We start from the raw sequence: 25,501 nt of genomic DNA, 5'->3' as shown, positions 1-25,501 counted from the left end.
TTTCTGCATAATAGGAAACCTCCTATCATTAATATTGCGGAAAATCGGAAAAAGCCTCCTAAAATAATTAAAAAAATCAAAAATACTTTCTTGAGTTAATTTTACAATTTCATTATAACTCAGAAACGTCTTGATTTCAATTTAGCTTTCCACTTTCTCAGCAACTTTACTTACCCATAGAAATCAAAATAAAAAGGGCAGCTCTGACTGCCGCTTTTCCGATATTGATCATTGTAGAAACATCCATGGATACCCAATTCAAAACTCTATTCATTATGATTTTTCTATTCTTCTTACTTCGAAAAACGAACTTCTTGTTTGCGGCTTTCAAAATCTTTCTGAATATCCTCGGCCCAGTTTTCGTTTAATTCTTCGGATTCCGCAAAACTCGATATTGCATTCACCAGAACGCCGAAATTTTTTCGCATTCCCGGCTTATCCGCATGGAAATTCACAGCCCGGCTCGCTTCGATTCCCATCCTGCCCGCAGTCTGCACCGCGTCGATATTCGCACCCAGGAATAAAAATTCCCAATGATCCCGCTCTTTCTGCCGCTCGATCAACTGTTTTACCTGATCCAGAGAATATTCAACGCTGGAATTTTCCATGCCGTCCGTCGTAATGATAAATAACGTCTTTTCCGGACGGTTTTCCACGTTCATCTTTTGATGCACCCGCGCGATATGCCATACTGAACGGCCGACCGCATCCAATAACGCGGTGCTGCCCCGGACATTATATTCTTCTTCACTCAAGCATCCGACGTCCTCAATCGGAACACGATCCAAAATCACCTCGGTTCGGTTGTCAAATAAAATTAACGAAACCCTCGCCCGGCTTGTCCTCTGCTTCTGTTTTTCAATCAAGCTGTTAAATCCGCCAATCGTGTCCTGTTCCAAACCCGCCATACTGCCACTGCGATCCAGAATAAATACAATTTCCATTGTTTCCTTCATGACTTTCTTCATTGTTTTCTTCATTACTTTTGCCTCCTCTGTGCTTCCAGTTTAAGCCGAAAGACATCAGCGAAGGTCGCTTGGCAGGCGACAAAGCAAATTAAAACGAACGACCGCCCAAAAGCGGCTGATCAAAAGCAAACAACACCTCGTTGATCTGAAACAAATCATAAATCCCCTGACTGAGGAAATATTCAACGATAATATCCAGCTTACTGGCATGGGTCAAGGCATAGCCGGCCCGTCCGATCAAGACCTTCAGTTCATCCAGATTCAGCTCCAGCGCAATCGCCAGCGCCAGCGCCGTCGTTTTACTTGGCCGGTAATCCTTCTGAATTCGAATCTTGGAAAACAACTTCCGGTCAAGATTCGCTCTTTTATAGACTTGCGGATCAGTCATTCCCTTTTCGTCGATCAGCCGCAGCAGCGATTTGGAAAATGATTCCTCACGCTGCGCGATCAACTGTTCAAACAAATGCGGATTCACCGCCCGTATTTTCGGTTCCACATGAAAATCATCTGATGGAGCCTTTTCTGCTATTTCTTCAAAAAGACACATTTCTTCTGCAGGAATATCCTGAAGTTCCTCATCCGCTGCATTATCTTCGTCAACCGGCGCGATGAAGTTCTTCATTTTCGCAAGAACATGGCCTGTTTTCTCTCGCGGAAGTGCCTGATCATAATGATCCTCAATGTATTGGCTGACTGCACCGATTAACGAATCCGACAGCCGCAATCGACTAACATCCTCCACAACCAGCGTCACCCATAATTCCTGTTCTGCCAGAAATTCACGTTCCCCCTGCACGATTATGGATAACAGTTCATCTTCTGATATCCCAGGCAGGCTCATCTTTGGCCATTCGACCGCCACCGACCTGCAATGTTCCCGGACCACCGCCGCCAGCGCCTGCCGATACGCTCGCGCCAATAACACCGCCGTCCCGGAATTTTCACCCGCATTTTGCGGCATGATCACCTTGATCAGTACCGCAGCCTGACAAGTCCGTTGTTCAATCTCACATCCCGCTGGAAAGCTTTGTTGATGATCTACGCGAACGGCACCCTCTTCAACGCCGGAATTGACGAAGCTTACAACCGCGTCGGCGGTCACTTCGCTCAAATCCTTTCTGACAATTTCCAACGGCATCGTTTACTTGCTTCCTCTTTCCGAGCTCATGCCCTTTCCAACGACGCCACCGATCAGCGCGATCAAAGCATACGCCGGGCTGTAAACCCACGCGCTTTCATTAAAATATAGAAAAATCGCAGGGATAAACAAGATTCCCGTGGCGATCGCAAAAGCGGCCACAAAACCCGCCTTCCGCGCATGCGCCGCCGCGATGATCAACGTGATCAGCGGCAGGCTGGCCAACATCATGACCATGGCCGTTCCTGTGTCCCTGATGACTGCCGGCAGAATCCACAAGTTAACCGCCATCAAAAGTACATAAGGCAGATGAGGTTTTATCTGCATAGTTCTTCCTCGCTTTCTTCCTGTTCAGATAACCGCTGCACGCACCGTTAAGAATCGGATAAGCCCCCAATTCTCATCCTCCTCAAATTCAGGAAAAATCAAAAGTGTCTCCCGCTGCGGTCCCCTTTCGTGATGGTTCTTATTTTCAGCATCAGGCTGCCGTTTCGTCCGCGCCTTCCAGCGGCTTCGGCAACAAGCCGGCATCCCGCAGCACTGCTTCCAAAATATCCGCACAGTTTTCCACCGTTGCCGCACACCGGCGCTCCGGCTGAAACAGCCGCGGCTTGATTTCCTCGCAGCGCAGCGATCCCAGCCGCTGGCGCACTTGTTCGACGACTGCCTGCGTCAAAGGCTTTAACTCCGCGCAGTCATGCGCTTTGGTTTTCACGATCAGACACCCCAGCGCGCACACGGCTCCAGTCAGTGCGCCGCACACATCCCCCACCTGCAAGCCGCCGCCCAAACCGGCCATCAGATGACAGGCATTTTCATCCAAATTTAAATGCCACGCCACGTTCGCCCCATAAACCAGGCTTTCCGCACAATTATATCCCTGCTCATAATAATGAAGCGCATAGTCTTTCAACATTCGTATTTCCTCCTGTTTTCTTCCTTAATGATACCGGAGTTCTCCCGCTTTGAAAAGCGAAATTCCCGAACCATGTTAGAGAATGTATGAAACTCAGCGCTGCGGCTACGGCCGCCCTCCTTGAAGAAAAGGAAAAAAGCTGCCGCTGCCGACAACTCTCTTTCCTTTTCTAAAAGTTCGAAAAAGCGTGAAACTCTTAAATTCTGAACTTCGCTTCCGCTTCAATCCGATCCAACATGATCTGACCGCATCCCTGTGATTTCCCGCTGCGCTTTCCGCTCCTGCGGCCGCATCACGGAAAAATCAACATGGCAATACCCCTGCGGATGACGCACGAGATAATCCTGATGTTCCTGTTCGGCGTCATAAAAGCAGACTAACCGTTCGACCTCCGTCACGATCGGACGGGCATAGTTTTTCTGCCGCTCCTTCACAAACTGCCGCGCGATCGCCTCGTCTTCAGCGCAAGCCGGATAAATTCCCGTGCGGTAGGACGTTCCCACATCGTTGCCCTGCCGATTCCGGGACGTCGGATCAATGATTCGAAACAGATGATCCAGCAGCTGTTCGAGCGTGATCTGATCGGAATCATACACGATCCGCACGCATTCCGCATGCCCGCTGATCTGCCGCTTCACCTGCGCGTAGTTTGGGTTTTCAAGACTTCCCTGAGCATACCCGACGCGTGTTTCCTCAACACCCTTTAACCGTCGGTAATATTCCTGAACACCCCAGAAACAACCGCCGGCCACTACGATTTCTTTTTTCATTGCGGCTCCTTTTCGCGCAGTGCTTCCCCTTTCCACTGACGGGAGCGCGCGATCAGCTTTTCATAGACCGGAAGCATCCGCGCTTCGCTGACCACCTTGGGCAGATCCGCGATCGGAATCCAGGCAACGGCGCTGTTTTCATCCGCTTTGACACTCAGCGTCTGATCCGTCGGTGCGATAAACAAATAGGTCACGTTTAAATGTTCGTGTTCCTTCACCGGCTTGCCCCGCTTGATATGCGCCGGGACAGGCAGGATATCCAACGCCAGAATTTCCCGGGAAAACGGCGTCAGCTCCGTAATTCCACTTTCCTCTTTCGCTTCCCGCAGCGCGACCGCAAACAAATCCGGATCCCCATCCGCATGACCGCCGAGCCAGGAATACGACTGATAAATATTATGATAAGCCATCAGCACCTGATCCAGCGCTTCGTTCATCACCCAGGCCGAGGAGGAAACATGCGCTTCTTCATTCTCCCGGGTCAGGATATTTTCCAGATCCAGCACTTCCAGAAACCGCGCTTTATCGCTGCGTTCCTGTTCGTTGAAGGGAACGTAAGCGCGGATGGCATCACGCCATGTCCTGTTCTGCATTGGGATTCACCTCCGGATACCACGCATCCACCGCTTCCAGCCATTCATGAAGCAGGCTGTGGAACTGCCGGACTAAATTCGGATTGGCCTCAGCCACATTGTGTTTTTCCGAAACATCCTGTTCCAGATCAAACAGCCGGACGCTGTGATCTTCATAAAATTCGATGTATTTCCACTTCCCGCAGCGCAGCGCCGAGCCCGGGGTTCCACCCTGATTGCCATAATGCGGATAATGCCAGAAGATCGGCCCGCGGTCAAATTCCGCCTGCGGATTCAACAGCACCGGAGCCAGGCTCACGCCGTCGCAATGCTGCTGCGGACGCAGCGGCAGACCGCACAGCTCAAGCAATGTCGGATAGAAATCCGGACTGGTTGTCAACGCGTGACTAAGACTTCCCGCCTCGATCTTCCCCGGCCAGCGCACAAATAACGGTTCCCGCACCGCGCCCTCGTACATCCAGCCCTTGCCCTCCGACAACGGGAAGTTGCAGGTCGGCGAATGTTCCGCCGTTGCCAGTCCGCCGTTATCCGAAGTGAAAATCACGATCGTGTCCTCATCCAGCCCTTCCGCTTTCAACGTCGTCATCAGCTGACCGACGCTGTCGTCCAGCGCTTTGATCATCGCGGCATACACTGGATCTGACTGAACGATCCGGCGGGTAATTCGCTTATCTTTTTTCTGCATGATCGGAAACGGATCGCCGATCTCAAACGGATCCTGCTGGTCCAGTCCCATCCGCTTCGCTTTTTCTTCAAAATAGGCGATATCTTCCGCCTTGGCCTGCAGCGGCGTATGCACCGCATAATGCCAGAGATTCAGGAAAAACGGACGCTGACGGTCGCGGCTGCGGATCAGTGCGGACGCTTCCGCGCCGATCCGATCGGTCAGGTATTCGCCTTCCGGTCCGTCGCTGAGGTTTTCCATGTGATACGGGCTGAAATACCCCTTCTTCGGATGACCCCACCAGCTGCCCCCGAGGTTGACGTCAAAGCCATGATGTTCCGGATACGTCGCTGCTTTTCCCAGATGCCATTTTCCGACATGCCAGGTCTGATAGCCGGCTTCCTGAAAGGCTTTCGCCATCGAGAACTCGCTGACCGGCAGCTCCTTGATATACGGCGCGTCGATCAGCTTGCCGCGGCAGGGATGATAGTTCTCATGATCGATCCAGTCCGTCACCTTTAAGCGGGCCGGATATTTGCCGGACAGAATACTGGCGCGGCTGGGCGAACAGACCGGGCAGGCGGCGTAGGCTTGATCAAAAGCCATGCCTTCCTTTCGCAGCTGGTCGATGTGCGGCGTTTCATAAAACGAGCTTCCCTGACAGCTTAAATCCATCCATCCCAAATCGTCGATCAAAATCATAATTACGTTCGGTTTCATCTTCATCGCTCCTTTTCTTTATTTGTTTTGAGTCTGATTCCCAGTTTAATTTTCAGTCCCGACCTTCCTTTTGTTCTTTAAGGTTTCTTCTGCCCACGGTTTTCTTTCATCTCCGATCAAATTTCAGTTTCAGCTGGGGATTGATCGGAACTATGCCGAAATCCATCTTCCGGTCAAACCGCGAATTTAACCCCGAATTCAACCGCTGATTAAGCCCCGTCTAAAACAGAATCCGCAGCCGCTGCAAATAAGCCAGATCCCGATACCGGGCAATCTGAACCTGCTTCGGACTCTGGAACACTTCGATTTCAGTTTCCTGATCAAGGTTGAAGCACAGGTGATCATAGCACAGAAGCGCGCCTTCGAAGTTGGCGGACCGCAGCTTAATCACGGATTCCGGCCGCAGGATCAGAGGCGAACCCAACGAGCGGTAAGCACGGTGATGAATTCCCGTAATTTCGCTCAGCTGCAATAGCGGAAGGCCGCTTTCGATCACCGCCCCGCCTAAGGAGCGGTTATAAGCCGTGGAACCGATCTGCGTACACAGACACAACCCCGTTCCGCGGAAGGTTTCAAAGAAAGAACCGTTGATCTCGATATCCATCAGCTGCGTTTTCGTCACGTTTTCAATCCGCATTTCGTTTAACGCATAGATCGTTTTTTCCTGTTTCTCACCGCGTGCCGTGACCTGAAGCAGACGTGCGCTTTCGCACTTTGGACTGCGGTGGGTCACATCTTGAACGCACAGATCCATTTCATCGCAGCGGTAATCGCAGAAAAAGCCGAGTGTTCCGCTGTGAATCCCGACAAACTTTACATTTTCCAGCTGATCCAGATATTCGTGCACGGCATAGAGAAATGTGCCGTCCCCGCCGATCGCAAAGACCAGATCGGGCTGTTGTTCCTCTTCCGTCCAGCCTTTCTCACGCAATTTATCCGCCAGCTCGCTTTTCAGCTGCCGGGATGTTTTATCGGGCCGGTGAACGACCGCAAACTTTTGTTTCATACTTTTTCTCGCTTTCTTCGCTTTTTTCCCAGCTTCAATGCTTTTCATCCGTTCGCATTAAGCTGCTTTTTTTCACGGCTTTTCGCCTGCTTTTTTTCCGTGGCTTTCGAAGCTTTGCCTGCCGTCTTTCTGACTTTTCGCATGCCCGATTTTCAAAGAAGAAGAAAACTCAGGCTGCACGCTTTATTCAATCGTCGTTGTTATTTCCCTGTCTTTGAACTTTGGACGCCAGCAGCGCAGGAATCTCGCACAGCTGACCGCAATGCCAAAACGATGTGCATTCATCACAACCATGCACTAACAACGGCTGCAGGCCCGCCTGAAGAGCGCCCTGACCATCCGCGATCGGATTATCACCGATCATCACCGCCGCCGATGGATTTCCCAAGGTTTCCATCTCCAGCCTGAACGCCTGAGGATGGGGCTTTTCCACGGCCGTCTGCGCGGAGCCCAGCACGGCTTCAAAGGCGTCCGTCAAGCCGAGGCCGCGGACAATCTGCGGCAGCTCCGGCACATGATTGGACAGGATGATCATCCGGTAGCCTTCGCGTTTCAGGCGATCCAGCGTCGCAAGCGTATCAGGATAAAGATGATAAGAGCGGCTGTCGGCCTGAACGCGGTGCACCCGCCGGGCGATTCGCTGCGCTTGATCACCAGTGAAGCCCAGTGCAAGCGCGACCCGAACCAGATACGCCTCCAAAAAGGTCCACCAGGCTTGCGGATCCGTCAGCTCCGGGTGCAGCTTTTCCGGTTCGTCCCATGGAAATCCGCTGTGCATCAGCGGGCGGACGTCCTTCAATGTCAACCCATGCCCCGGCGCCAGCTCGTTCATCGCCGCCAGCATCGCTCCGGACCATTTGCCTTCCTGATAAGCCAGTGTTCCATCGAAATCCCAGATCAGTGCCGGTCGTTGATTCATGCGCATCTCCTTTATGCCGCGAAGCTTTCTCCCTCGCGGTTTTCCTTTTCTTTTCTGCTTCCTTATTATATCATACAGGGAAGAGGTGAACTTTCCAATGAATGAAAATCTTGAAATTGAATATAAAATGTTGGTCAGCGAACAGGAGTTCAGCCAGCTGCGTGATTTGACCGGCGTTGATCAGGTCCTCGTGCAGTCCAACGTGTATTATGACTGCACGCCCAGCTCAACGTTAAAGCAGATCGCGATGCGGATCCGCGACGTGCAGGGCAAGCATCTGTTCACCATGAAGATTCCCCAGGCTCAGGGCGTGCGGGAGATCGAGATGGAGCTGCCGGAAAACAGTCCGGAAGCGTTTGACAACCCGGAAATTCGGGCTTTGTTTGACAAGCTGGGGCTTACGCTGCCTGTTCATGTCTGCGGTCAAATGATCACGCACCGGCATCTGCGCGTTTATCCTTTAGGCGAGTTATGTCTGGATCACAGCCTGATCAACGGCCGCAGCGATTATGAAATCGAATTTGAGGTCACCGGTGATCCGCAGGCGGGAAAAGCCTTTTTTCTGGATCTGTTAAGTCAGGCAGGGCTGACTTATCGGGAAAACAGACGGTCAAAATACGCGCGCTGCGTTCTGGATCAATAATTCGCCTGTTTTCTTCTTTTTTCGGCATTTTTAACAAAGCGGAAAAGAAAATAAGCGATTTCCTGATATAATGGGACTGAGGTGATTTTCTTTGATCAAAATCTTATTCTCCGACCTGGACGGTACGTTGTTGTATATCCCGCCGGTGCTGACCAGCGGCGTCAGCGAGGAAAACCGCGCGGCGATCCGCCGGCTGCAGGATCACGGCGTGCGGTTTGCGATTGCGACCGGCCGGTCTGTGAATTTTCTGCCGCATCATTTTGGTTCCGATCTGGTGTTTGACACCGTCGGCATCTGCGGCGCTTCCATCCGGCTGAATGGCCGCTTCATCTATCAGACAGATTTCGACCACGATGAAATTGAAGCGCTTCTGGAGGTTTTCTCCGACAGCGCCTACGAGCATCGTTTTCTTGTCGTCACACAGGACAACGACTATATTTTTGAGGATCCTTTCGGGGAACAGGCGATGGAATATAAGCTCAATCCCAAGCACCGGATCCGCGATTGCCGGCGGGTGCTGGACGAGTCGATTTCCGAATATATCCGGGATCCGCACCACACGCACATCACCGCCTGTTTCTGCCACTTCCAGCAGGAAGAGGGCGTCGATTATTATAAGGATATGTTAAAGCGGAAATTCTTCGAACGGTATCAGATTATTCAGACCAGTCCGTATTCGATCGTCATTTTGAAAGACGGCGCTAACAAGGGGACCGGGATTGCCAAGATCGCGGCACTGACCGGCGTCGGTCTGGATGAAGTCGCAGTGATCGGGGATTCGGAAAACGACTTTGAAATGTTCGCGATGATCCCGCACAGCTATTGTATGAGTCATGCCCGCCCGGATATCCAGGCGAAGGCGAAAACGGTTGTGGATTCCGTCGCGGAGTGCATTGATTTGATTTTGAAGGAGAACGAACAGGAGCGGCTGGAAAATCTGAATCTTCTGTAAAAGTCAGGCTTCCCGCCACCCCTTCGCCAGATCGCAGGAAGGATGGATAATCAAGGGCATTCCGTGTCCAAAGTGCCACGCTTTCAACCCAACTGCGGTTTCCACTTTGTTTGCCTTCTCATTGAGGGTCCTGTTCGCTGTACGGGCCCATTTCATAAGAAAAACGTTGATCCGTGCGCTCCGCTTCGGCTTTGGCCCGGCGGTTGGGAATCAACGTTTTTTTATTTATTTTATGCCGGCTGATAGCGGATTTGCAGCATCGTCTGATCCAGCGACCGGCCCGGTCCGCAGGTGATCGGCAGTTTTTCTTCGGCGCTGAAGCCGATCGTTTCCCCATCGTTGAGCGTCACGTCCTGATCGAGGACATAGCTGGCAATGGCATAGAGGAAATCGTGCAGCTGCTGCGGCGAAGCGGCGCTGTCCAGCACCTCCATCTCCCGTTTTCCAAAGGCCTGAAGCCCATAGGTGTACGCGCACATGCCCGCTTCGCTGCGGTACAGTCCGAGATACACCCAGTCGTAGATCGGCAGTTCGCCCTCGTTCATCTGTTCTGCGACTTCCCGATACAGCTTTGGTTCGTACACCGTACCGGTCGTATAGACGCCAAGAACGCCGTCCTGCCGGCAGCAGCTGGCCATCAGCTTCGTATAAAGCGAAGCCTGAATCAGCGCCGCCTGATCTCGACCTAACACCGCGACCAGCAAATGAGCCTGATGCTGTTTCGTCATTTCGACAGCCTGCGGCCACAGGTAATTGTTCTCCGCATTGCGTTCTGCTTCCTGATTGGGAACCGGCGCGCCCATCAGGCTGACGGCCAGGGTCATCCCGTCGACTTCGGCCACCAGCGGCTGATCTGGATCGTCCGGCAGCTCACGGATCTCAATCTGCCACCTTTCGCGCAAATCGTCCGCCAGCTTCCGCGGATCCCAACGCGCTTCCCGCAGCAGCACAAAACCGGCGAACGGGCCGATCCCGGCTGCTTCCTCCTGCTTTGCCCCTTCCCGCATGCAATAGGCGCGGACCTGTTCAACCAGCGCGACCGCCTGATCGACAGCGTTTGCTTCCTGATATACTTCCATTTCGCTGAACACATGTCCGCAATGATCAAGCGCGTCCTTTTCATAACCGCCCGCGACCCCCAGCAGCCAGTCGGGATGATTCCGGGTTGGTTTGTAGCGGAAGATATAATAATGCAGATCATGCAGATCAAATTCCTGTGTTTGTTCCAAACATTCAGGGACACTGCCCAGTTCATGTTCGTCAGCCAGCCATTCGGCCATCGCTCTGCGTGCCGCTTCCGCTTGATTCATGCGTCATTCCTCCTGAACCGGGGATTTCTCCGGTCTGTTTTCTGTCTTCTGTCTTCTAATTTCTGTCTTCTGTCTTCTAATTTCTGTCTTCTGTCTTCTGTTTTCTGTCTTCTGTTTTCTGATTTCTAATTTCTGATTTCTGATTTCTGATTTCTGATTTCTGATTTCTGATTTCTGATTTCTGATTTCTGATTTCTGATTTCTGATTTCAGGATAACCGATCGGTCGGATTTCGGCAAGCAAATTTGTTTGAATGAAAGTAAAGTCCGAAATCCGAAAGGGCAGCCTTTCCACGACTTTCTAAAGCGATACCAGTGCGATCAATCGGCAGCCTGCGATGGTTTTACTTTTTCTGTACCGTTGATGAAATCCACTTTATAAGGTCAGCGTCAGCGCGTCGTAGGCTTCATCCAGCGCCCAGACGCTCACGCTGCCCCCGCCGACCGGGAACGTACCGCATCCGTTTTCATCCAGCTGTATGATTTCCGCCTGATTCATCAGCACATCCCGCATCGTCTTGCCCGCCAGAGCCGCGCCCAGCTCCATCGTTTTGGTTCCGCCCGGCGCATCGCTCATGATCACCGCCAGACCGGAATGCGGATGTTGATCGTCCCCGGACAGCGTCCAGCCGATGATATTGGCGTCGTCAAAGTAATCGCGCTGAAAACCATAGGCGTAATCCCGGCGCGCCCGGATCATTCGCTCCAACCCCATCACCGGCGCAATGCGGTCATGCGGAATTCCGACTAAATCACCGTAAAAGACACACGGAATGCCCTCCTTCCGCAACAGGATCAGCGCATAGGCCAGCGGCTTAAACCAGGCCGGCACCCATGATGCCAGCGCCTGGGAGGGTTGGGTATCGTGATTATCGACAAACGTCACGGCAGCGTCCGGCTCCGTCTGAACTAACGTGTTGCTCAAAATCTGAGCCATGTCAAACTGGGCGTTGCTGGTGGCGGCTTTGACAAACTGATAATGTAACGGTACATCGAACAACCGCATGCAATGACCGCAAACGTCCAGATAATGCCGCAGCTTATCCAGTTCCCAGCTCCAATATTCACCCACGGCTGGCAATGTCTGACCGGTGTTTTGACGCAGCTCGCCCAGCCAGTGAGTATAGAACTGAAAATCCATGTGCTTTACCGCGTCCAAACGGAAGCCGTCCATTTTCACCGTATCGTAATACCACTGACCCCAGCGGTCCAGTTCCGCGATAACCTCTGGATTGGACAGATCGAGATCCGCGCCCATCAGATAGTCATAATTGCCATTCTCGCTGTCGGTTTCCTGATCCCATTGTTTCCCGACAAAGCGGAAGATTCCGCTGTACTTCCAATCGCTGTCCCAATCCGTGCCGTCGAAATGACTCCAGTTCCAGGTGAAATCGGAATACTTTCCTTTCCGCCCCGGGAATGTAAACTTCGTCCACGCCTGAATCGGCCGGGGATCCGCAACAGTCTGGTTCCGGTTGTCCCCGGCGTCCTGCACCGCCAGCACTTCCTCCTGCGCATCCGCGCCCAGCCGGTGGTTCAGCACGATATCGGCCATCACTTCAATTCCGGCCCGATGCAGCGCTGCAACAGCTTCAAGATACTCCGCGCGTGTTCCATATTTCGTTGCGACAGTCCCTTTCTGATCAAATTCTCCCAGATCATACGTATCATACACGCCGTAGCCAACGTCGCTTTTTCCACCCGTGCCTTTATAGGCCGGCGGCAGCCAGACACCGCTGATTCCCAGCGCAGCCCAGTTTTCCGCCATCGCGGCGCACCGCTTCCAATGCTGCTGATCCTCGGGCAGATACCACTCGAAGGCCTGCAGCAACGTTTTATTTTCCAAGTTAACCGCCTTCTTTCTGTGATTCAATACGTTTACTGTACCACAAATCAATCTGATGAAAGTTGAATTCAAAAAATTGTAAGAAAAAAGAAAAACTCTCCTCGAAGGAGAGCTTCCGACAGAGTCCATTTATTCCGCTTCCAGCTGGGAAGTGCAGTGCGGGCAGCGGGTGGCATGCAGATCAATCTCGGTCTTGCAGAAAGGGCAGACCTTGGTCGTCTTCGGCTGCGGCGCCGGTTCTTCCCTGGCACGCAGCTTGTTCATCCAGCGAATGATCAGGAAGATGACAAACGCGGTTAACAGAAAATTGATCAGTCCGGTGATGAAGCTGCCGTAAGCGATCGTGGAAGTATGTGCCTGCGCTTCCGCCAGCGTCGGGTAATGCTGGCCATCCAGCGCAATGAACATATTGGTGAAATCCAGCCGGCCGGTAAACAGACTGATCACCGGCATGATGATATCGTTGACCATCGACGTGACTAACGCGTTGAAGCCGCCACCGATGATCACGCCGACCGCCAGATCGATCATGTTGCCTTTCAGCGCAAATTTCTTAAATTCTTTGAGCATTTTTTCACTCCTGTTCTGTGCGTTCCATTATAGTGAACCCCCGCCGGAAAATCAATTCTTTCCATCAGATTTTCTTGCCTGAGGGATGAATCGGAAAGCGGCGGGCCCGTGCGCGTGATCTGAAATCATAACCATTTACAGTTCAATATTAGAACTAATAATCAAAAAATTAATCTTCACTTAATCCTTGATAATTCTTTCTCATGATAGAATACAGACGAAATCTGCGGAAGTTTTTGTTAACCGCAGAGGAAGAAAGGGAGGAAATAATGATGAAAAGCAGTAAAAAGCTGACGGCGCTTCTGCTTGCGGGCCTGATGATGACCACCGCGGCCTGCGGTACGAAGAACGAACCGGCTCAGGGAAGCGGTAGTTCGAAAGGCGAAGCGACGATCACAAAAACAGCCAAAGGTTTCGGCGGCGATGTCACCGTCACCGTGAACTTTGACAAAGAGGGTAAGCTGACCGGTGTGGAGGCGGTCGGCGACGAGGAAACGCCGACGATCGGCGGTCAGGCGATTCAGGAATTGCCGGCGAAAATCGCCGAGGCAGGCAGCGCGGACGTGGACGGCGTCGCCGGCGCAACCATCACATCCACCGCGATTAAAACCGCGGTGCAGGAAGCGATTGACGAATACAACGGCACAAGCGCGGAAATCCCGGCCGCCAAGATGAAGGCCGGCACCTACACCGTCACCGCCAGCGGTTTCTCCTTGTTGAAGGAAATGGAAGTCGCGGTCACGGTCAGCGAAGACAAGATTGAAAACATTGAAGTGCTGGACAACGGCGACACCTACCCGTTTTTGGAAGCGGCAAAGGAAAAACTGATTCCGCGGATTCTGGAAAACCAGTCGGTCACCGTTGATTCGATCACCGGCTGCACCGGTTCCAGCACCGGCATCAAGCAGGCTACGGAAAGAGCCGTTGCCCAGGCGTTGGCCGAAGGTGGTTCCGAGGCGGCGGCGATCAAGAATTTCTATAAGACGCCGGCCAAATCCACAGAGCAGGAAACGATCGACGTCGACGTCTTAGTCGTCGGCCTGGGCGGCTCCGGCACAGCGGCAGCGATGAGCGCGGCTGAAACTCAGTACGCGGCCAATGGCAACGACGCCTCCAAGGTCAGCGTTCTGGCGATTGACAAAGCCGGCAAATACGGCGGCACCTCCTGCATCACCGCGGACACGATGGGCATCAACGCCCCGGAATACGACAAGACCTACCATGGCGGCAAGGATTATGTCGACGCCAAAGCGATGAAGGAAGACTGGAACAACTTTACCAAGGGCGATGCGAAGCAGGATCTTCTGGATCTGTTCTTCGACGAATCCGGCAAGACGGTCGACTGGCTGATCAGCCACGGCTTTGATTACGGCCAGGGTTCCCCGGAGGGCGAAGGCTATCAATACGGCGGACCGCAGCGCGGTTTCACCGACGAGGATATCTGGTACGTCAAATTCCAGTATACCGGCCAGGGTTACGGCAACTGGAAGAAAGAAACCGGCGAAATGTTTGACAGCATGATCGCCGACTATGAAAAGGTTGGCGGCCAGTATCTGCTGGAAGTCGAAGCCAAGGAATTGATTTATGACAAGGACACCAACACGGTGACCGGCGTCAAAGCGGAACGTTACGATGGCAAGCAGTACACCATCAACGCCAAGAAAGTCATCATCGGCACAGGCGGCTTCTCCAACAACGCCGCGCTGCAGGAAAAATACCTGTCCAACCAGTATTACCCGCTGCAGGGCAGCTGGCTGATGTACGGCATGCAGCAGAACGACGGCACGATGATCAGTTCCGCGCTGGATCTGGGCGCCGGCACCTACAATATCGGAATGCCGCCGATGGTTCACTTGCAGGGCGCGCCGATCACGCTGCACGAATATCCGGTTGAAGTCGTCGGCGATGAAAACGACGTGGGCTTCTGGACACAGCTGCCGCGCCGCAACTCACTCAACGATTTCCCGAATGCTCTGGCCAGCGCTGCTTACGCATTACAGGTCAACATGAAGGGCGAACGCTTCTCCAACGAAGCCGGCACCTTCCAGACCTGGAAATCCGGCCCGCGCTACTACACGATCTGGTCGGACGACTTCTTCCGCGAGGTCGAGAAGAACGGTCTGCCGGTCAGCTTCAACGACGATCTGACCTGCCAGGGCGGTATCGACGCAGGCAAACCTCTGCCGGTAGACGAGCTGATCGACCTGTGCGTGAAAAAAGGCATCGCTGTTAAAGCGGATACGCTGGAAGATCTGGCAAAGCAGCTGAAGATCGACCCGGCGGTCTTGAAAGACAATGTCGACCGCTACAATGCCGCGGTGGAAGCGGGCAAGGATGAGGAATTCGGCAAGGCCGCGGACTTCTTAACGATGAAGATCGGCGAAGAAGGCCCATATTACGCCTTTGTCGGCGCTTCCTACATTTACTCCACGGTCGGCGGCTTGGACGTCAACACCGACATGCAGGTCTTAGGCTCCGACAATGCGACGCCGATCAACGGCCTGTACGCGGTCGGCACGGATTCTCTGGGCGTTCTGTTCTCGGAACAGCGTGAATACGTCACCTATGGCGGCGCAGCTCAGGGTTGGGCTTATACGTCCGGACGTCTGGCCGGCATCAGCGCGGTCAACAGCCTGGGCGAATAAACGTCCCATTGCAGCGCATCAACACCAAGGATTCATGAAGGTTTGCTCGCTGTAAGCCACAACATCCAGGATTGAAAAAGGTCTGTCCCCTGCGGGCAGACCTTTGTTTTATTTTCGGCTTGTCCTGATCAACCCTTATCCTGTGGAAATACCCCCTCCAGCCGGCAACGGTTAACCCCCTTTTCTCACCAGAGTCAAAGCGGAGAAAATACGCTTCCGGATGCGATGCGCCGCAGCTCAGTCTCACTTTCAATCGGAACACACCTTCCCTTTTCCGTCGGAAAAACCTGAATTTCCCGGTTTACTTTCCCGGGTTCCTCTCGCATAATGAAAGAGAAACATAACGAATCGGATTCTTCTTTTAAATTGAACGATTCGGCGCAAATCTGCGGAGTTCCGGCAATCGGCCATCAGCCGCAGAATCACGGAGGGAAAATCATGGCATTCTGGACACCCTGGCGCGGCTGTCACCGTCAAAGTGAAGGCTGCCGCTATTGTTATATCCACAAAGGCGACGCCCACCGCGGCGTCGATACGAACCAAGTCGTACGCAGCGAGCATTTTTACGCACCGCTGGAAAAGAAAGCCAACGGTGAATGGAAAATGAAAGGCGGACAGATCGTCTACGTCTGCTTCTCCTCCGATTTCTTTGTCGAAGACGCCGATCCATGGCGCGCGGAGGCCTGGCAGATCATCCGTCAGCGTCCGGATCTTCACTTTCTGTTTCTGACCAAGCGCATCGAACGGTTTTCCATCGGTCTGCCGGACGATTGGGGTGCGGGGTATCCCCATGTGACGATTGGCTGTACCGTTGAGAATCAGCGCCGCGCGGATGAACGGTTAGCGCTGTTGGCCACGCTGCCGATCGCCCATAAGAATATTATCTGCCAGCCGATGCTGGAAGCGATGGATCTGGAAAAATGGCTGCGTGATGAAACGATCGAACTGGTTGTCGCCGGCGGGGAATCGGACCGCTGCGCCCGCCCGTTAGACTACGCCTGGATTCTGGATTTGCGCGCCCAATGCGAACGTCATCACAAGCACTTTGAATTTCGCCAGTGCGGAACGCATTTCATCAAGGATGGCCGGCTCTATACGCTGCCGGTCAGGGAACTCACCCGCCAGGCCCGCAAAGCTGCGATCAACCTCTGACAGCTCGCTTTTTCCGGTCTTAAAATGCGAGGATATTCTCCCAAGCATGAAGTACAATCAAGAATACAGAAAGGATCTGGAAACTATGGAATGGATTGACCGCCTCAACGCCTCGCTGAATTACATCGAGGAACATTTAACGGAAGAAATCAGGCTCGAGGATCTCGCGCGGATCGCCTGTTGTTCCAGCTATCACTACCAGCGCATGTTCACTTACATCGCGGGGATTCCGCTTTCCGAATATCTGCGCCGGCGTCGGATGTCGATCGCCGCGGTCGAGCTGCAGCAGAGTGAAATCAAGGTCATCGACCTTGCGCTGAAATACGGCTATACCTCGCCGACCGCCTTCAACCGGGCATTCCAAAGCGTGCATGGCCTTGCCCCCTCGGCCGTCCGCAAGCCGGGCTGCTCCGTCAAAACTTTCCCGCCGATCAGTTTCCGGATCACTGTCAAAGGAGTGGAAGAAATGAATTATCGGATTGAAAAGAAAGAAGCGTTTCGGATCGTGGGCTTGTCCGCCCCGATGAAAAGCAACACCGAGGAAAATTTCAGCGTCGTCCCGCAGCTGTGGGGCCGGGCGGCAGAGGAAGGCTGGATCGGAAAACTGGCGGCGATGATGAACGCTCAGCCGATGGGGATCTTGGGCGTCAGCGCCTGCTTTGAGCATGAAAACTGGAAATACTTTATCTCCGTGGCGACCGATCTGCCGGCGGAAGCGCCGTTAGAAGAGTATGTCGTACCGGCGTTTACGTGGGCGATCTTCTCCGGGGAAGGCGTTTGTCCGCAGGCGATTCAGGATCTGGAACGAAGAATCGTCACGGAATGGCTGCCGACCTCCGGGTATGAATACGATAACGGCCCGGACATCGAGGTTTATCTGGAACCCGATCCATCCCAGGCCCGCTTTGAAGTGTGGATTCCCGTGGTACGCGCTCAATCCGGCAACGCGCAATGAGCGCCGCCTTTGACGATTTTAAGCAGAGTTTGAAGCCTGCGGAACAAGCGGGAGTTCAGGCTTTGCATGAGGCCTTGTTAAATCAGGGCTGCCAGGCGGAGATCAAGGAAGCAAAAAGCGGATACACCGTCAGTTACCTGAAGCCGAACCGCAAAACGCTGGCCAACTTCGTCTGCCGGAAAAGTGGCGTCAAGCTGCGCCTGTATCCGGAAAGCATATCCCGGTATGAAGCGTTTTTAAGCACGCTGCCGGAAGCGATGAAAAAAGCGATCCGCAACGCCTCCGTCTGTAAGCGGCTGATCGATCCGGACGATTGCAACCCCCGCTGCCAGACGGGCTACACGTTCACAATGGATGGCGAATTGTTTCAGAAATGTCGGTATATGGCCTTCTTCTTCACCGTAAACGAAAGCACGCTGCCTTCACTCTTGGCGTTTCTTGAACAGGAACGGCAGACTCCCGCAGCGTGATCGCTTTGATTTATCCCATTGCAGTTCCCTGAATTTCCTTCTGTTCAGGGAACTTTTCATGCCTTCTTTTCCGCTTTTTCCGGCTGCCACCCATTTTGGTTCCACAAAAAAACTCCGCCCAAAATACTTCCCCAGTCAAAAATCTGACCCAAGGGAGGGATTTAAAAGCGGAGCTTTATTTTATCGCTGTCGTTTCCCTTCCTCATTGAGAATAGTTCTCATTGAAGCAGGGCGCGGATCGCCGGTTCCAGCGCCAACAGATCCGAGGTGTCTTTGCGGATCCAGCAGGAAAGCGTCATCCCGTGGATCAGCGCGCAGATCTGCGGGGCGATGTGTCCGGCCCGTTCCAGACTGTATCCGCAAGCCATCAGCTTATCGCAGTATAAGCGAATCCAGCGCTGATAGACCTGTTTCGCGGCTTCCTCCATGTCGGCGCTGATATCGGAAGCTTCGATGCCGATGAACGTGATCACCAGCGACGTCGCGTATCCCTTGTGATTTTCCAGCATATCCGCAATGTGATGCACCATCTTGACAAACACGTCCACCGCGTTGTCCGATACCGGGAAGATCAAGGCCAGAATGCCCTGTTCCATCCGCTCATAGGCATAATTGAGCACTTCAACGCCCAGCTGATTCTTGCCGCCGGGGAAGAAATAATAGAACGATCCTTTGGGGATGCCGCAGGTATCCAGAATCTCTTTCAGGCCGACGCCGTAATAGCCTTTTTGAGCGATCAAGTTCGCAGCCGACTTCAGAATCCGCAGTCGTTTTTCATTCGTTTTTTCCTGATTCATTCTGTTCTCCCTCATCCCTGTCCGCCATCCGCTTTCTTTCTCTATCTTTTTATTATAAACTAGAATTAAGCATTAAAGAAAGAGTCGATCCCAAAATCTCGTTATAAAGTACGAAATTGTCCCGGATTTGCCGCACAGGCTGAAATCACAGACTGTTGCTTATTTGTTCTGCCGGGCAGACCTGATCTTAAATTCTCGTGTTTTCTTTCTCTTTAATTCAGAATGGAGTCCCTTTTATGAAAAAACAACCCCGCCGTTGGTTCCGGATCCTGACCGCGATTGGAATTGCAAGCTTGATGATCGTCGGTATTCTCGCCATTCAGACCTTTTCGATCATCCGGCCGCGCTGCGTCGATCAGACACTATCCATGCGCTGCGTCGGCGCATGTCCATCAGAATTCATGGATCTTCATCTACAAGGAAATGTCGATCAGTTTCATCAGTTTAACGGTTTTTTACAGGTTGGTGAGTTGGAAATCAAGCTGGAAAACAGGAACATGATGCCCGCGTCATTATTTTTTAAACAGAGAATATCAGTTTTGGGAATTGAAAATCTCCCCCTTCGCGCCGGATTTGAAATATGTCGTCAACCGTCCGATGACCCAGTGGTTTATCTTTGACAGAGAACGCTCATTTCTAATTTTGCCCGTGAATTTTGATCCGAATCAGCTGAACTCGGTTGAAAGCGCCGCCGGCGTTGATCTCGGACCCCGAGACTGAAGCTGATTTTAACAACGCCTGATCAAACAAGCGCAACCGATCATTTTTGTCACAATCTCCAATTCCCGCCTTTTTTCAATTATAATAAGGAAGATGAAGGAGGGTCTGATATGAATAAGATCTGGATTATTGAGGATGACGCCAGCCTGGCCCGGCTGATCTCGGAGAATTTAACTAAATGGGGCTATCCTTGCGAAGCGGCGACAGATTTTGATCAGCTGGACAAGGATTTTTTAAGCGTGCAGCCGCAGCTGATCATCATGGACGTCTCGCTGCCGGGGAAAAGTGGTCATGCCTGGTGTGCGGAAATCCGCAAACTATCCAAGGTACCAATTCTTTTTCTGTCCTCGCATAATGAAAACATGGATATCATCATGGCGTTGAATCAGGGCGGCGACGATTATCTGACCAAGCCGTTTTCCATGGAAATTCTGGTCGCCCGAATTCAGGCGCTGCTGCGCCGGGCTTACAGCTACGAGCCTTCGGGAACGCTGATGGAGTTTCAGGGCGCCGTCTTCAATCTCGCCGACGCTTCCTTAAGCAAAGACGGCCGGCAATGCGAGCTGACCAAGAATGAGTTTAAAATCCTGCAGCTGCTTCTGGAAAATAAAAATAAAGTCGTATCCCGGGAAAAGATCATGTTGAAGCTATGGAACAACGACTGCTTCGTCGATGAGAACACGCTGACCGTCAACGTCAACCGGCTGCGCAGGAAAATGGAACAGCTGGGCATCGACGACTGCATCGAAACACGCAAGGGACTGGGGTATTTGCTTCATGCTTAAAAGCTATCTGCGTCATCGCTCGTTTCTTTTTCTGTGGACAGGGATCGTGCTGGCGATCTACGCCTTCCTGCAATATCTCTACTGGTATCCGCTGGATTCGATCGGCTACACCGCCCTGATCGTCCTGACGCTGCTGACCTTGATTTCCGCGCTGGATTATCGTCGTTATCAACGTCGGCAGCGGCAGCTGGAAGCGTTGGAAGAGGCGTGGATCAGTCTGGAAAAAGAAATGCCGGAAACGCGTGACCCGCTGGAGCTGCGCTATCAACAGCTGATCCTGAAGCAGCGCGTCATCCTGACGGAAGAAAAGGAAAAGCAAAACGCCGCACAGAAACAGCGGGAAGAGCTGGTCACGATGTGGATGCATCAAATTAAACTGCCGCTGGCTTCACTGAGCCTGATTCTTGAAAGTCTCGAGCCGGAAGACACCATTTCCGCCAGTCATCTCAATGAAATGAAGCTCGCGCTGATGCGGACGGAACAGTATGCACAGACCGCGCTGAAAGCGATCCAGATTGAAAATCTGAAAGAGGATCTGATTTTAGAGCCGTGTGATCTGGGCGAGCTGTGCCAGGAAGTGATCCGCAAGCAGGCGCTGCCATTCATCCTGAAAAAGCTGCAGCTGAACTTCACGCCGTTTCATCAACCTGTTATTACCGACCGGAAATGGCTGGGCTTCATTCTGGAACAGCTGTTGTCCAACGCCTTAAAATACACTGATGCCGGCATGATCAGCGTCACGTTTCGCTGTGATCCGACACCGCATTTAATCATCGCCGATACCGGCCGGGGCATCGCCGCCGCGGATCAGGCACGGTTGTTTGAGCGGGGCTATACCGGCTATAATGGCCACCATGACTTCAAGGCCAGCGGGATCGGGCTTTATCTCTGCCGGAAAACCGCCGATTCGCTCAATATCAAGCTGCATCTTGAATCCGAAAAAGAGAAAGGTACGCAGGTTCATCTGATCTTCCCCTCTCCCGATCTGTTTTTCTATCGCTGATTCCTTCCTTTGCGCATCGTGACAGAAATGTTCGATTGCCCGGGAAATTGTTCGTCAAGTCGATGGAGCGAATTTCAGCGCTGCGATAAAATGGGATCAGATGAAAGAAATGAGGGATGCAAAATGGAACTGCTGCGAGCAGAGAACATTCAAAAAGTATACAACACCCGCGCCGGAGGTAAACCGTGCCGTGCGCTGGCCGGAGTCAGCTTCTCCATAGAAGCCGGGGAATTCGTCGCGATCATGGGCGCGTCGGGATCGGGCAAATCGACCTTGCTTAATATTCTGGCGACCCTGGATACGCCGACCAGCGGTGAAGTCTATCTGGAAGGTCAATCCATGAAACAGATCAAAGGAAAGGATCTGGCGGCCTTCCGGCGGGAAAAGCTGGGCTTCGTCTTCCAGGATTTCAATTTACTGGACACCTTCACTGTTCGCGACAACATTCTGCTTCCGCTGGTGCTCAGCCGGACGCCGTTAGCGGAAATGGAACGACGGTTAAAACCGGTCGTTGCCAGTCTGGGCATTGAACCGCTGCTGGAACATTTCCCGGTCGAGATTTCCGGCGGTGAAAAGCAACGGACTGCAGTAGCACGGGCGGTCATTACCGAACCGCGCTTAATTCTGGCGGATGAGCCGACCGGAGCGCTGGATTCGCGGTCATCCCAACAGCTGCTCGACATTTTTGATCAGCTGAACCAGCAGGGACAGACGCTCTTGATGGTGACGCACAGCTCGCTGGCGGCCAGCCATGCCCGGCGGGTGCTGTTTATCCGCGACGGCAGGCTGTTCGCAGAATTATGCCGCGGCGATCAGTCTCAGCAAGTCTTCTACGACCGGATTACCGCGTCGTTGTCCATGGCGACGCGGCAGGATGGGGAGAGCTTATGATCCGCTATGCTTTCCGTCTGGCCTGCGACAATCTGAAACGCGGTCAAAATGTGACGCTGCCGTTTTTCATCGCCAGTACCGTCACGGTGTTTCTGCATTTTCTGATCATGACGATGATGTTTAATCCGCATGTGCCGGAAATCCGCGGCGGCGCGACGCTGGCCTTTATTTTCCAGCTGGGCGTGTTCGTCATCACAACCTTTGCGATTCTGTTTATGATCTCGATCCATCAGATGCTTTTAAAAAAGCGGAAAAAGGAATTGGGCTTATATACGATTCTGGGCATGGAAAAGAAACACATCTCCTTGATTTTATGTTGGGAAAACTGGATTCAAACACTTGCTTCCTTGGGATTGGGACTCCTTTTGGGACTGGTCGGCGGACGCCTGATCTGGATGATCCTGTTAAGGATACTCAACAGTCCCAACGGTCTGCCCTACGCCTTTTCCTGGACTGCGCTGGGCTGGACGGCCGCTGTTTTTATCGGCTTGTTTCTGGCGACCACTGCCGTTTCACTGTTTCAGATTCATCGGCTCAATCCGATCGAGCTGCTTCACAGCGAAAAACAGGCGGATAAACCGGTGCGTTTACTGGCCGTTAAGACGGTGTTCGGCCTGATCTGCCTGATCGTGGCCTATGCCGTCGCCTTGTTCACCAACAATATGTTTACCGCGTTGATGGTCTTTTTCTTCGATTGCATGCTTGTCATCTTCGCGACCTCCATTCTCTTTGAATCCGGCACGACATTCTTTCTGCGCTGGCTGAAAAAGCGGAAAACGTTTTATTACAAGCCGGACAACTTCGTCGCGGTGTCGATGCTTTCCCACCGGATCCGCCGGAATGCTTCCAGCCTGACGACGATCTGCATCCTCAGCACGATGTTGTTAGTGACGATGGGCGGCTGCGCAGCTTTGTTTTTCGGCGAGGATAATGCGTTGTCAGAATCCAATCCGGATGATCTGACCTACACGCTCAGCGAGGAACTGACTTCCTCTCAGCGGGATGAAATCACCGCGGCTGCGGCCGAGCTGGCCGAAACGCATCATGTCACACTGGAGGATGTCCAAATTTACAGCTATGGCGAAGCGTATTCCAAACTTATTGGTTCTACGTTGGGAACATTTACCAACAACGACTATCTCGTCGGTTTCCGCAGTGCGGTGATCGACTATGGCAACGATATCTTTCTGATTCAGAGCGATACCTACCAGCGGATTACCGGTCAGGTTGCGGCGCTGCAAAGTGATGAGCTTCTGATCCTGACGGGCAACGATCAGATTCATCTTTCAGCATTAACGATCAATGGAAAAACCTATGCGGTCCGCGATATCCAGCGCAGCACGCCGTTCACTCAGCGCAAATACAACAACGGCGGCGGCACGAATTCATCGGATTCCAGCGAGCTGTTATTCCTGGTCTTCGCGGATGAAGCGGCGATGCTGCCGGTTCAGGATTATCTGCAGGAAGGGGAATGGGAATCCAGCACGCGGATCGGCGTGAATTACAGCGGCACATTGGAAAACCGCACGGCGTTTTACGAGGCGTTGAACCAACGTGTCCGCGGATCAGGCGTTCCGGTTCAATTTGCCACCTGCCTTGACTACGACCGGCAGGAATTCAAAAGCATGTATGGAGGACTGTTATTTGTCGGCGTGTTCTTCTCCGCTCTGTTTTTAACGGCGACCGTGCTGATCATTTATTTCAAGCAGATCTCGGAAGCGATGGACGATCGTGAACAGTATATCCTCCTGCAGAAAGTCGGCATGGACGAACAGGAGGTATCCGCAACGATCAACCGTCAGGTCATGCTCGTCTTCTTCCTGCCGCTGATTACCGCTTTGATTCACACCAGCTTCGCGACGCCGCTGATGCAGACGCTGTTAGTGGCGCTGAAACTGACAAATCCGATCTTCACCTATGCCTGCGTCAGCGTATGCGCTGTGATCTTCACGATCTTCTATCTGATTTTCTACCGCATGACTTCGCAGATTATCAAGAAAGAAGTGGCGTTCTGAGTTCACTGTTAAAAGACTTTAAGCTTCTTCATTTGGTAAATTCCGGCAATCCTTTGAAATTCAGGATCAGGTGATAAAAACTCCCGGCTTTGAAATAATTCCTTCTTGGGGAATCGACCGCTTTCTGGCGGACTTCATCGTCGGGAGTTTTTTATTTTCATATTCTGATCAGCCATAGCAAGCGGGCAGGAATAGAGCGGTTCAAAATTTCGATTTCTGACCCTTTGCGTATTGGATATCCGATTTGTGAGCGCCATCGCTTTTTATAAGCACCTTCCCTCAGACCAGAAACAAACCGGAAGCAATATCGGCAACTGCATCGCTGACGAATCATAAAAGCTTTTTATTCATATTTCCTTCCCACGTAGATCATCGGGATGAACAATCCTCCAAGATAGATCAGAAGCAGAACGATCTTCACAGGCCAAGGATCCCCATTGAAAAGAAGCATCAGAAACCCGTACACCACCGGCATCAGCACCAGTGAACCCAGCGCCCAGTTGCGGCCGGCATTCATGATCGGCAGCCAGTTGCGATTATTAAAGTAAATTCCAACGAGATTCATTCGGAAAACGCCGTTGCTGTAACTGCTGATTTTATTCTCATCATAATAGGCGGGCAGTTTTTCCCGCGCGAACAGACAAAAATAGAGGCCAAAGATCACGCTGAGCAGCTCCACGAGTAATAAATCATTGAACATCCTGGAAGAAACCAGATGAAAGTGCAGCAGCATCCCTATTTCTCCCGCGGAAACCGCAAGACAAAGCAGGAGAAGCAAACCGTTTTTCTGACGGCGCTGCTTCCGCGGCTGCGGATCTTCCTCGCCCATCGTTATCGCTTTTGTTACAAGCTTGTCGACCTGATTGGCGCTCATCGGTTCCGATTGGGGAATTCTCCGGCATTCCAGCAGCTCCGCCACGCTCACATCGAGCGCCTGAGCCAGCGGCACTAACAGCGTGATATCCGGCATATTCAAACCCGTTTCCCTTAGTTAAAGATATTGTTGGGTATCTCAAGATGTGTCATTCGATTTTGCCGATAAAGCGGTAGAAGA

25 protein-coding genes are annotated in these 25,501 nt (G+C 52.4%); 11 read left to right on the top strand and 14 right to left on the bottom strand.

The annotated features are described in order from the left end of the window. Positions 1 to 293 precede the first annotated feature (293 nt). The 9 genes from I2D94_RS16165 to I2D94_RS16125 form a co-directional block, all read right to left on the bottom strand. A complete protein-coding gene (locus I2D94_RS16165; protein ID WP_229056922.1) occupies positions 294 to 980 on the bottom strand; it encodes a vWA domain-containing protein in 687 nt (228 codons plus the stop codon). A gap of 76 nt (positions 981 to 1,056) precedes the next feature. After that, the gene (locus tag I2D94_RS16160; RefSeq protein WP_195397662.1) at positions 1,057 to 2,106 is read right to left on the bottom strand and encodes a hypothetical protein; all 1,050 of its coding nucleotides are present in this window, start codon (positions 2,104 to 2,106) and stop codon (positions 1,057 to 1,059) included. A 3-nt stretch (positions 2,107 to 2,109) separates the two neighbouring features. Then, positions 2,110 to 2,433, bottom strand: coding sequence for a hypothetical protein (locus I2D94_RS16155; RefSeq protein WP_195397661.1), 324 nt, complete (start codon positions 2,431 to 2,433; stop codon positions 2,110 to 2,112). A gap of 151 nt (positions 2,434 to 2,584) precedes the next feature. Then, the gene (locus tag I2D94_RS16150; RefSeq protein WP_195397660.1) at positions 2,585 to 3,022 is read right to left on the bottom strand and encodes a C-GCAxxG-C-C family (seleno)protein; all 438 of its coding nucleotides are present in this window, start codon (positions 3,020 to 3,022) and stop codon (positions 2,585 to 2,587) included. A gap of 221 nt (positions 3,023 to 3,243) precedes the next feature. Further along, positions 3,244 to 3,792, bottom strand: coding sequence for a peptide-methionine (S)-S-oxide reductase MsrA (gene msrA / locus I2D94_RS16145; RefSeq protein WP_195397659.1), 549 nt, complete (start codon positions 3,790 to 3,792; stop codon positions 3,244 to 3,246). Then, positions 3,789 to 4,385: an NUDIX hydrolase gene (locus tag I2D94_RS16140; protein WP_072685332.1), complete on the bottom strand. Its 597-nt coding sequence runs from the start codon at positions 4,383 to 4,385 to the stop codon at positions 3,789 to 3,791. Before I2D94_RS16140 ends, msrA begins: the two co-directional genes overlap by 4 nt. Next, positions 4,363 to 5,769: a sulfatase gene (locus tag I2D94_RS16135; RefSeq protein ID WP_229056921.1), complete on the bottom strand. Its 1,407-nt coding sequence runs from the start codon at positions 5,767 to 5,769 to the stop codon at positions 4,363 to 4,365. Before I2D94_RS16135 ends, I2D94_RS16140 begins: the two co-directional genes overlap by 23 nt. Positions 5,770 to 5,989: 220 nt before the next feature. Continuing rightward, positions 5,990 to 6,775 (bottom strand): NAD kinase, encoded by a 786-nt coding sequence (locus I2D94_RS16130; RefSeq protein ID WP_195397657.1) that lies wholly within the window; start codon positions 6,773 to 6,775, stop codon positions 5,990 to 5,992. 187 nt (positions 6,776 to 6,962) lie between these two features. Next, complete coding sequence (locus I2D94_RS16125; protein ID WP_195397656.1) at positions 6,963 to 7,694, bottom strand: HAD family hydrolase; 732 nt, start codon at positions 7,692 to 7,694, stop codon at positions 6,963 to 6,965. Between the two features lie 97 nt (positions 7,695 to 7,791). On the opposite strand from I2D94_RS16125, the gene I2D94_RS16120 reads away from it, so the two are divergent. Next, a complete protein-coding gene (locus tag I2D94_RS16120) occupies positions 7,792 to 8,337 on the top strand; it encodes a CYTH domain-containing protein (protein ID WP_195397655.1) in 546 nt (181 codons plus the stop codon). A gap of 91 nt (positions 8,338 to 8,428) precedes the next feature. Further along, complete coding sequence (locus I2D94_RS16115) at positions 8,429 to 9,289, top strand: HAD-IIB family hydrolase (protein ID WP_072685328.1); 861 nt, start codon at positions 8,429 to 8,431, stop codon at positions 9,287 to 9,289. Positions 9,290 to 9,519: 230 nt separating this feature from the next. Here I2D94_RS16115 and I2D94_RS16110 read toward each other — a convergent pair whose 3' ends face one another. From I2D94_RS16110 to mscL, 3 genes are all read right to left on the bottom strand, one after another. Next, positions 9,520 to 10,599, bottom strand: coding sequence for a DUF4261 domain-containing protein (locus I2D94_RS16110; protein WP_195397654.1), 1,080 nt, complete (start codon positions 10,597 to 10,599; stop codon positions 9,520 to 9,522). Positions 10,600 to 10,974: 375 nt separating this feature from the next. After that, entirely contained in the window at positions 10,975 to 12,444 is a 1,470-nt protein-coding gene (locus I2D94_RS16105; protein WP_195397653.1) for an alpha-amylase, read from the bottom strand. 129 nt (positions 12,445 to 12,573) lie between these two features. Then, positions 12,574 to 13,014, bottom strand: coding sequence for a large conductance mechanosensitive channel protein MscL (gene mscL, locus I2D94_RS16100; protein WP_072685325.1), 441 nt, complete (start codon positions 13,012 to 13,014; stop codon positions 12,574 to 12,576). A 269-nt stretch (positions 13,015 to 13,283) separates the two neighbouring features. Here mscL and I2D94_RS16095 point away from each other — a divergent pair, with 269 nt between their 5' ends. From I2D94_RS16095 to I2D94_RS16080, 4 genes are all read left to right on the top strand, one after another. Then, positions 13,284 to 15,659: an FMN-binding protein gene (locus I2D94_RS16095; protein WP_195397652.1), complete on the top strand. Its 2,376-nt coding sequence runs from the start codon at positions 13,284 to 13,286 to the stop codon at positions 15,657 to 15,659. Between the two features lie 438 nt (positions 15,660 to 16,097). After that, on the top strand, positions 16,098 to 16,811 hold the full coding sequence (locus I2D94_RS16090; protein WP_195397651.1) for a DUF5131 family protein: 714 nt from the start codon (positions 16,098 to 16,100) through the stop codon (positions 16,809 to 16,811). A gap of 46 nt (positions 16,812 to 16,857) precedes the next feature. Next, positions 16,858 to 17,766 carry an AraC family transcriptional regulator gene (locus I2D94_RS16085; protein WP_229056920.1) on the top strand — a complete coding sequence of 303 codons (909 nt, stop codon included), beginning with the start codon at positions 16,858 to 16,860 and terminating at the stop codon, positions 17,764 to 17,766. After that, on the top strand, positions 17,763 to 18,236 hold the full coding sequence (locus I2D94_RS16080; RefSeq protein ID WP_195397650.1) for a hypothetical protein: 474 nt from the start codon (positions 17,763 to 17,765) through the stop codon (positions 18,234 to 18,236). The genes I2D94_RS16085 and I2D94_RS16080 overlap by 4 nt, the downstream gene beginning before the upstream one ends. A 218-nt stretch (positions 18,237 to 18,454) precedes the next feature. Here the strand turns inward: I2D94_RS16080 and I2D94_RS16075 are convergent, their stop codons facing one another. Then, positions 18,455 to 19,033 (bottom strand): TetR/AcrR family transcriptional regulator, encoded by a 579-nt coding sequence (locus tag I2D94_RS16075; protein ID WP_195397649.1) that lies wholly within the window; start codon positions 19,031 to 19,033, stop codon positions 18,455 to 18,457. A gap of 236 nt (positions 19,034 to 19,269) precedes the next feature. On the opposite strand from I2D94_RS16075, the gene I2D94_RS16070 reads away from it, so the two are divergent. The 5 genes from I2D94_RS16070 to I2D94_RS16050 all read left to right on the top strand — a co-directional run bounded on the left by I2D94_RS16070 (position 19,270) and on the right by I2D94_RS16050 (position 24,447). Next, positions 19,270 to 19,653 carry a hypothetical protein gene (locus tag I2D94_RS16070; protein WP_195397648.1) on the top strand — a complete coding sequence of 128 codons (384 nt, stop codon included), beginning with the start codon at positions 19,270 to 19,272 and terminating at the stop codon, positions 19,651 to 19,653. Between the two features lie 210 nt (positions 19,654 to 19,863). Continuing rightward, positions 19,864 to 20,538, top strand: coding sequence for a response regulator transcription factor (locus I2D94_RS16065; protein WP_072685320.1), 675 nt, complete (start codon positions 19,864 to 19,866; stop codon positions 20,536 to 20,538). After that, complete coding sequence (locus I2D94_RS16060; RefSeq protein ID WP_072685319.1) at positions 20,531 to 21,541, top strand: HAMP domain-containing sensor histidine kinase; 1,011 nt, start codon at positions 20,531 to 20,533, stop codon at positions 21,539 to 21,541. The genes I2D94_RS16065 and I2D94_RS16060 overlap by 8 nt, the downstream gene beginning before the upstream one ends. Before the next feature lie 123 nt (positions 21,542 to 21,664). Continuing rightward, positions 21,665 to 22,432: an ABC transporter ATP-binding protein gene (locus tag I2D94_RS16055; RefSeq protein WP_072685318.1), complete on the top strand. Its 768-nt coding sequence runs from the start codon at positions 21,665 to 21,667 to the stop codon at positions 22,430 to 22,432. After that, positions 22,429 to 24,447 carry an FtsX-like permease family protein gene (locus I2D94_RS16050; protein ID WP_195397647.1) on the top strand — a complete coding sequence of 673 codons (2,019 nt, stop codon included), beginning with the start codon at positions 22,429 to 22,431 and terminating at the stop codon, positions 24,445 to 24,447. Before I2D94_RS16055 ends, I2D94_RS16050 begins: the two co-directional genes overlap by 4 nt. 343 nt (positions 24,448 to 24,790) lie before the next feature. Here I2D94_RS16050 and I2D94_RS16045 read toward each other — a convergent pair whose 3' ends face one another. After that, positions 24,791 to 25,417 carry a hypothetical protein gene (locus I2D94_RS16045; protein ID WP_195397646.1) on the bottom strand — a complete coding sequence of 209 codons (627 nt, stop codon included), beginning with the start codon at positions 25,415 to 25,417 and terminating at the stop codon, positions 24,791 to 24,793. Positions 25,418 to 25,501 lie beyond the last annotated feature (84 nt).

The sequence above is a fragment of the Holdemania sp. 1001302B_160321_E10 genome (assembly GCF_015552275.1).
In the GTDB taxonomy this organism is placed as follows: Bacteria; Bacillota_I; Bacilli_A; order Erysipelotrichales; family Erysipelotrichaceae; genus Holdemania.
Note: the sequence above shows the minus strand (reverse complement) of the source record. Positions and strands in the feature narration are given on the sequence as shown.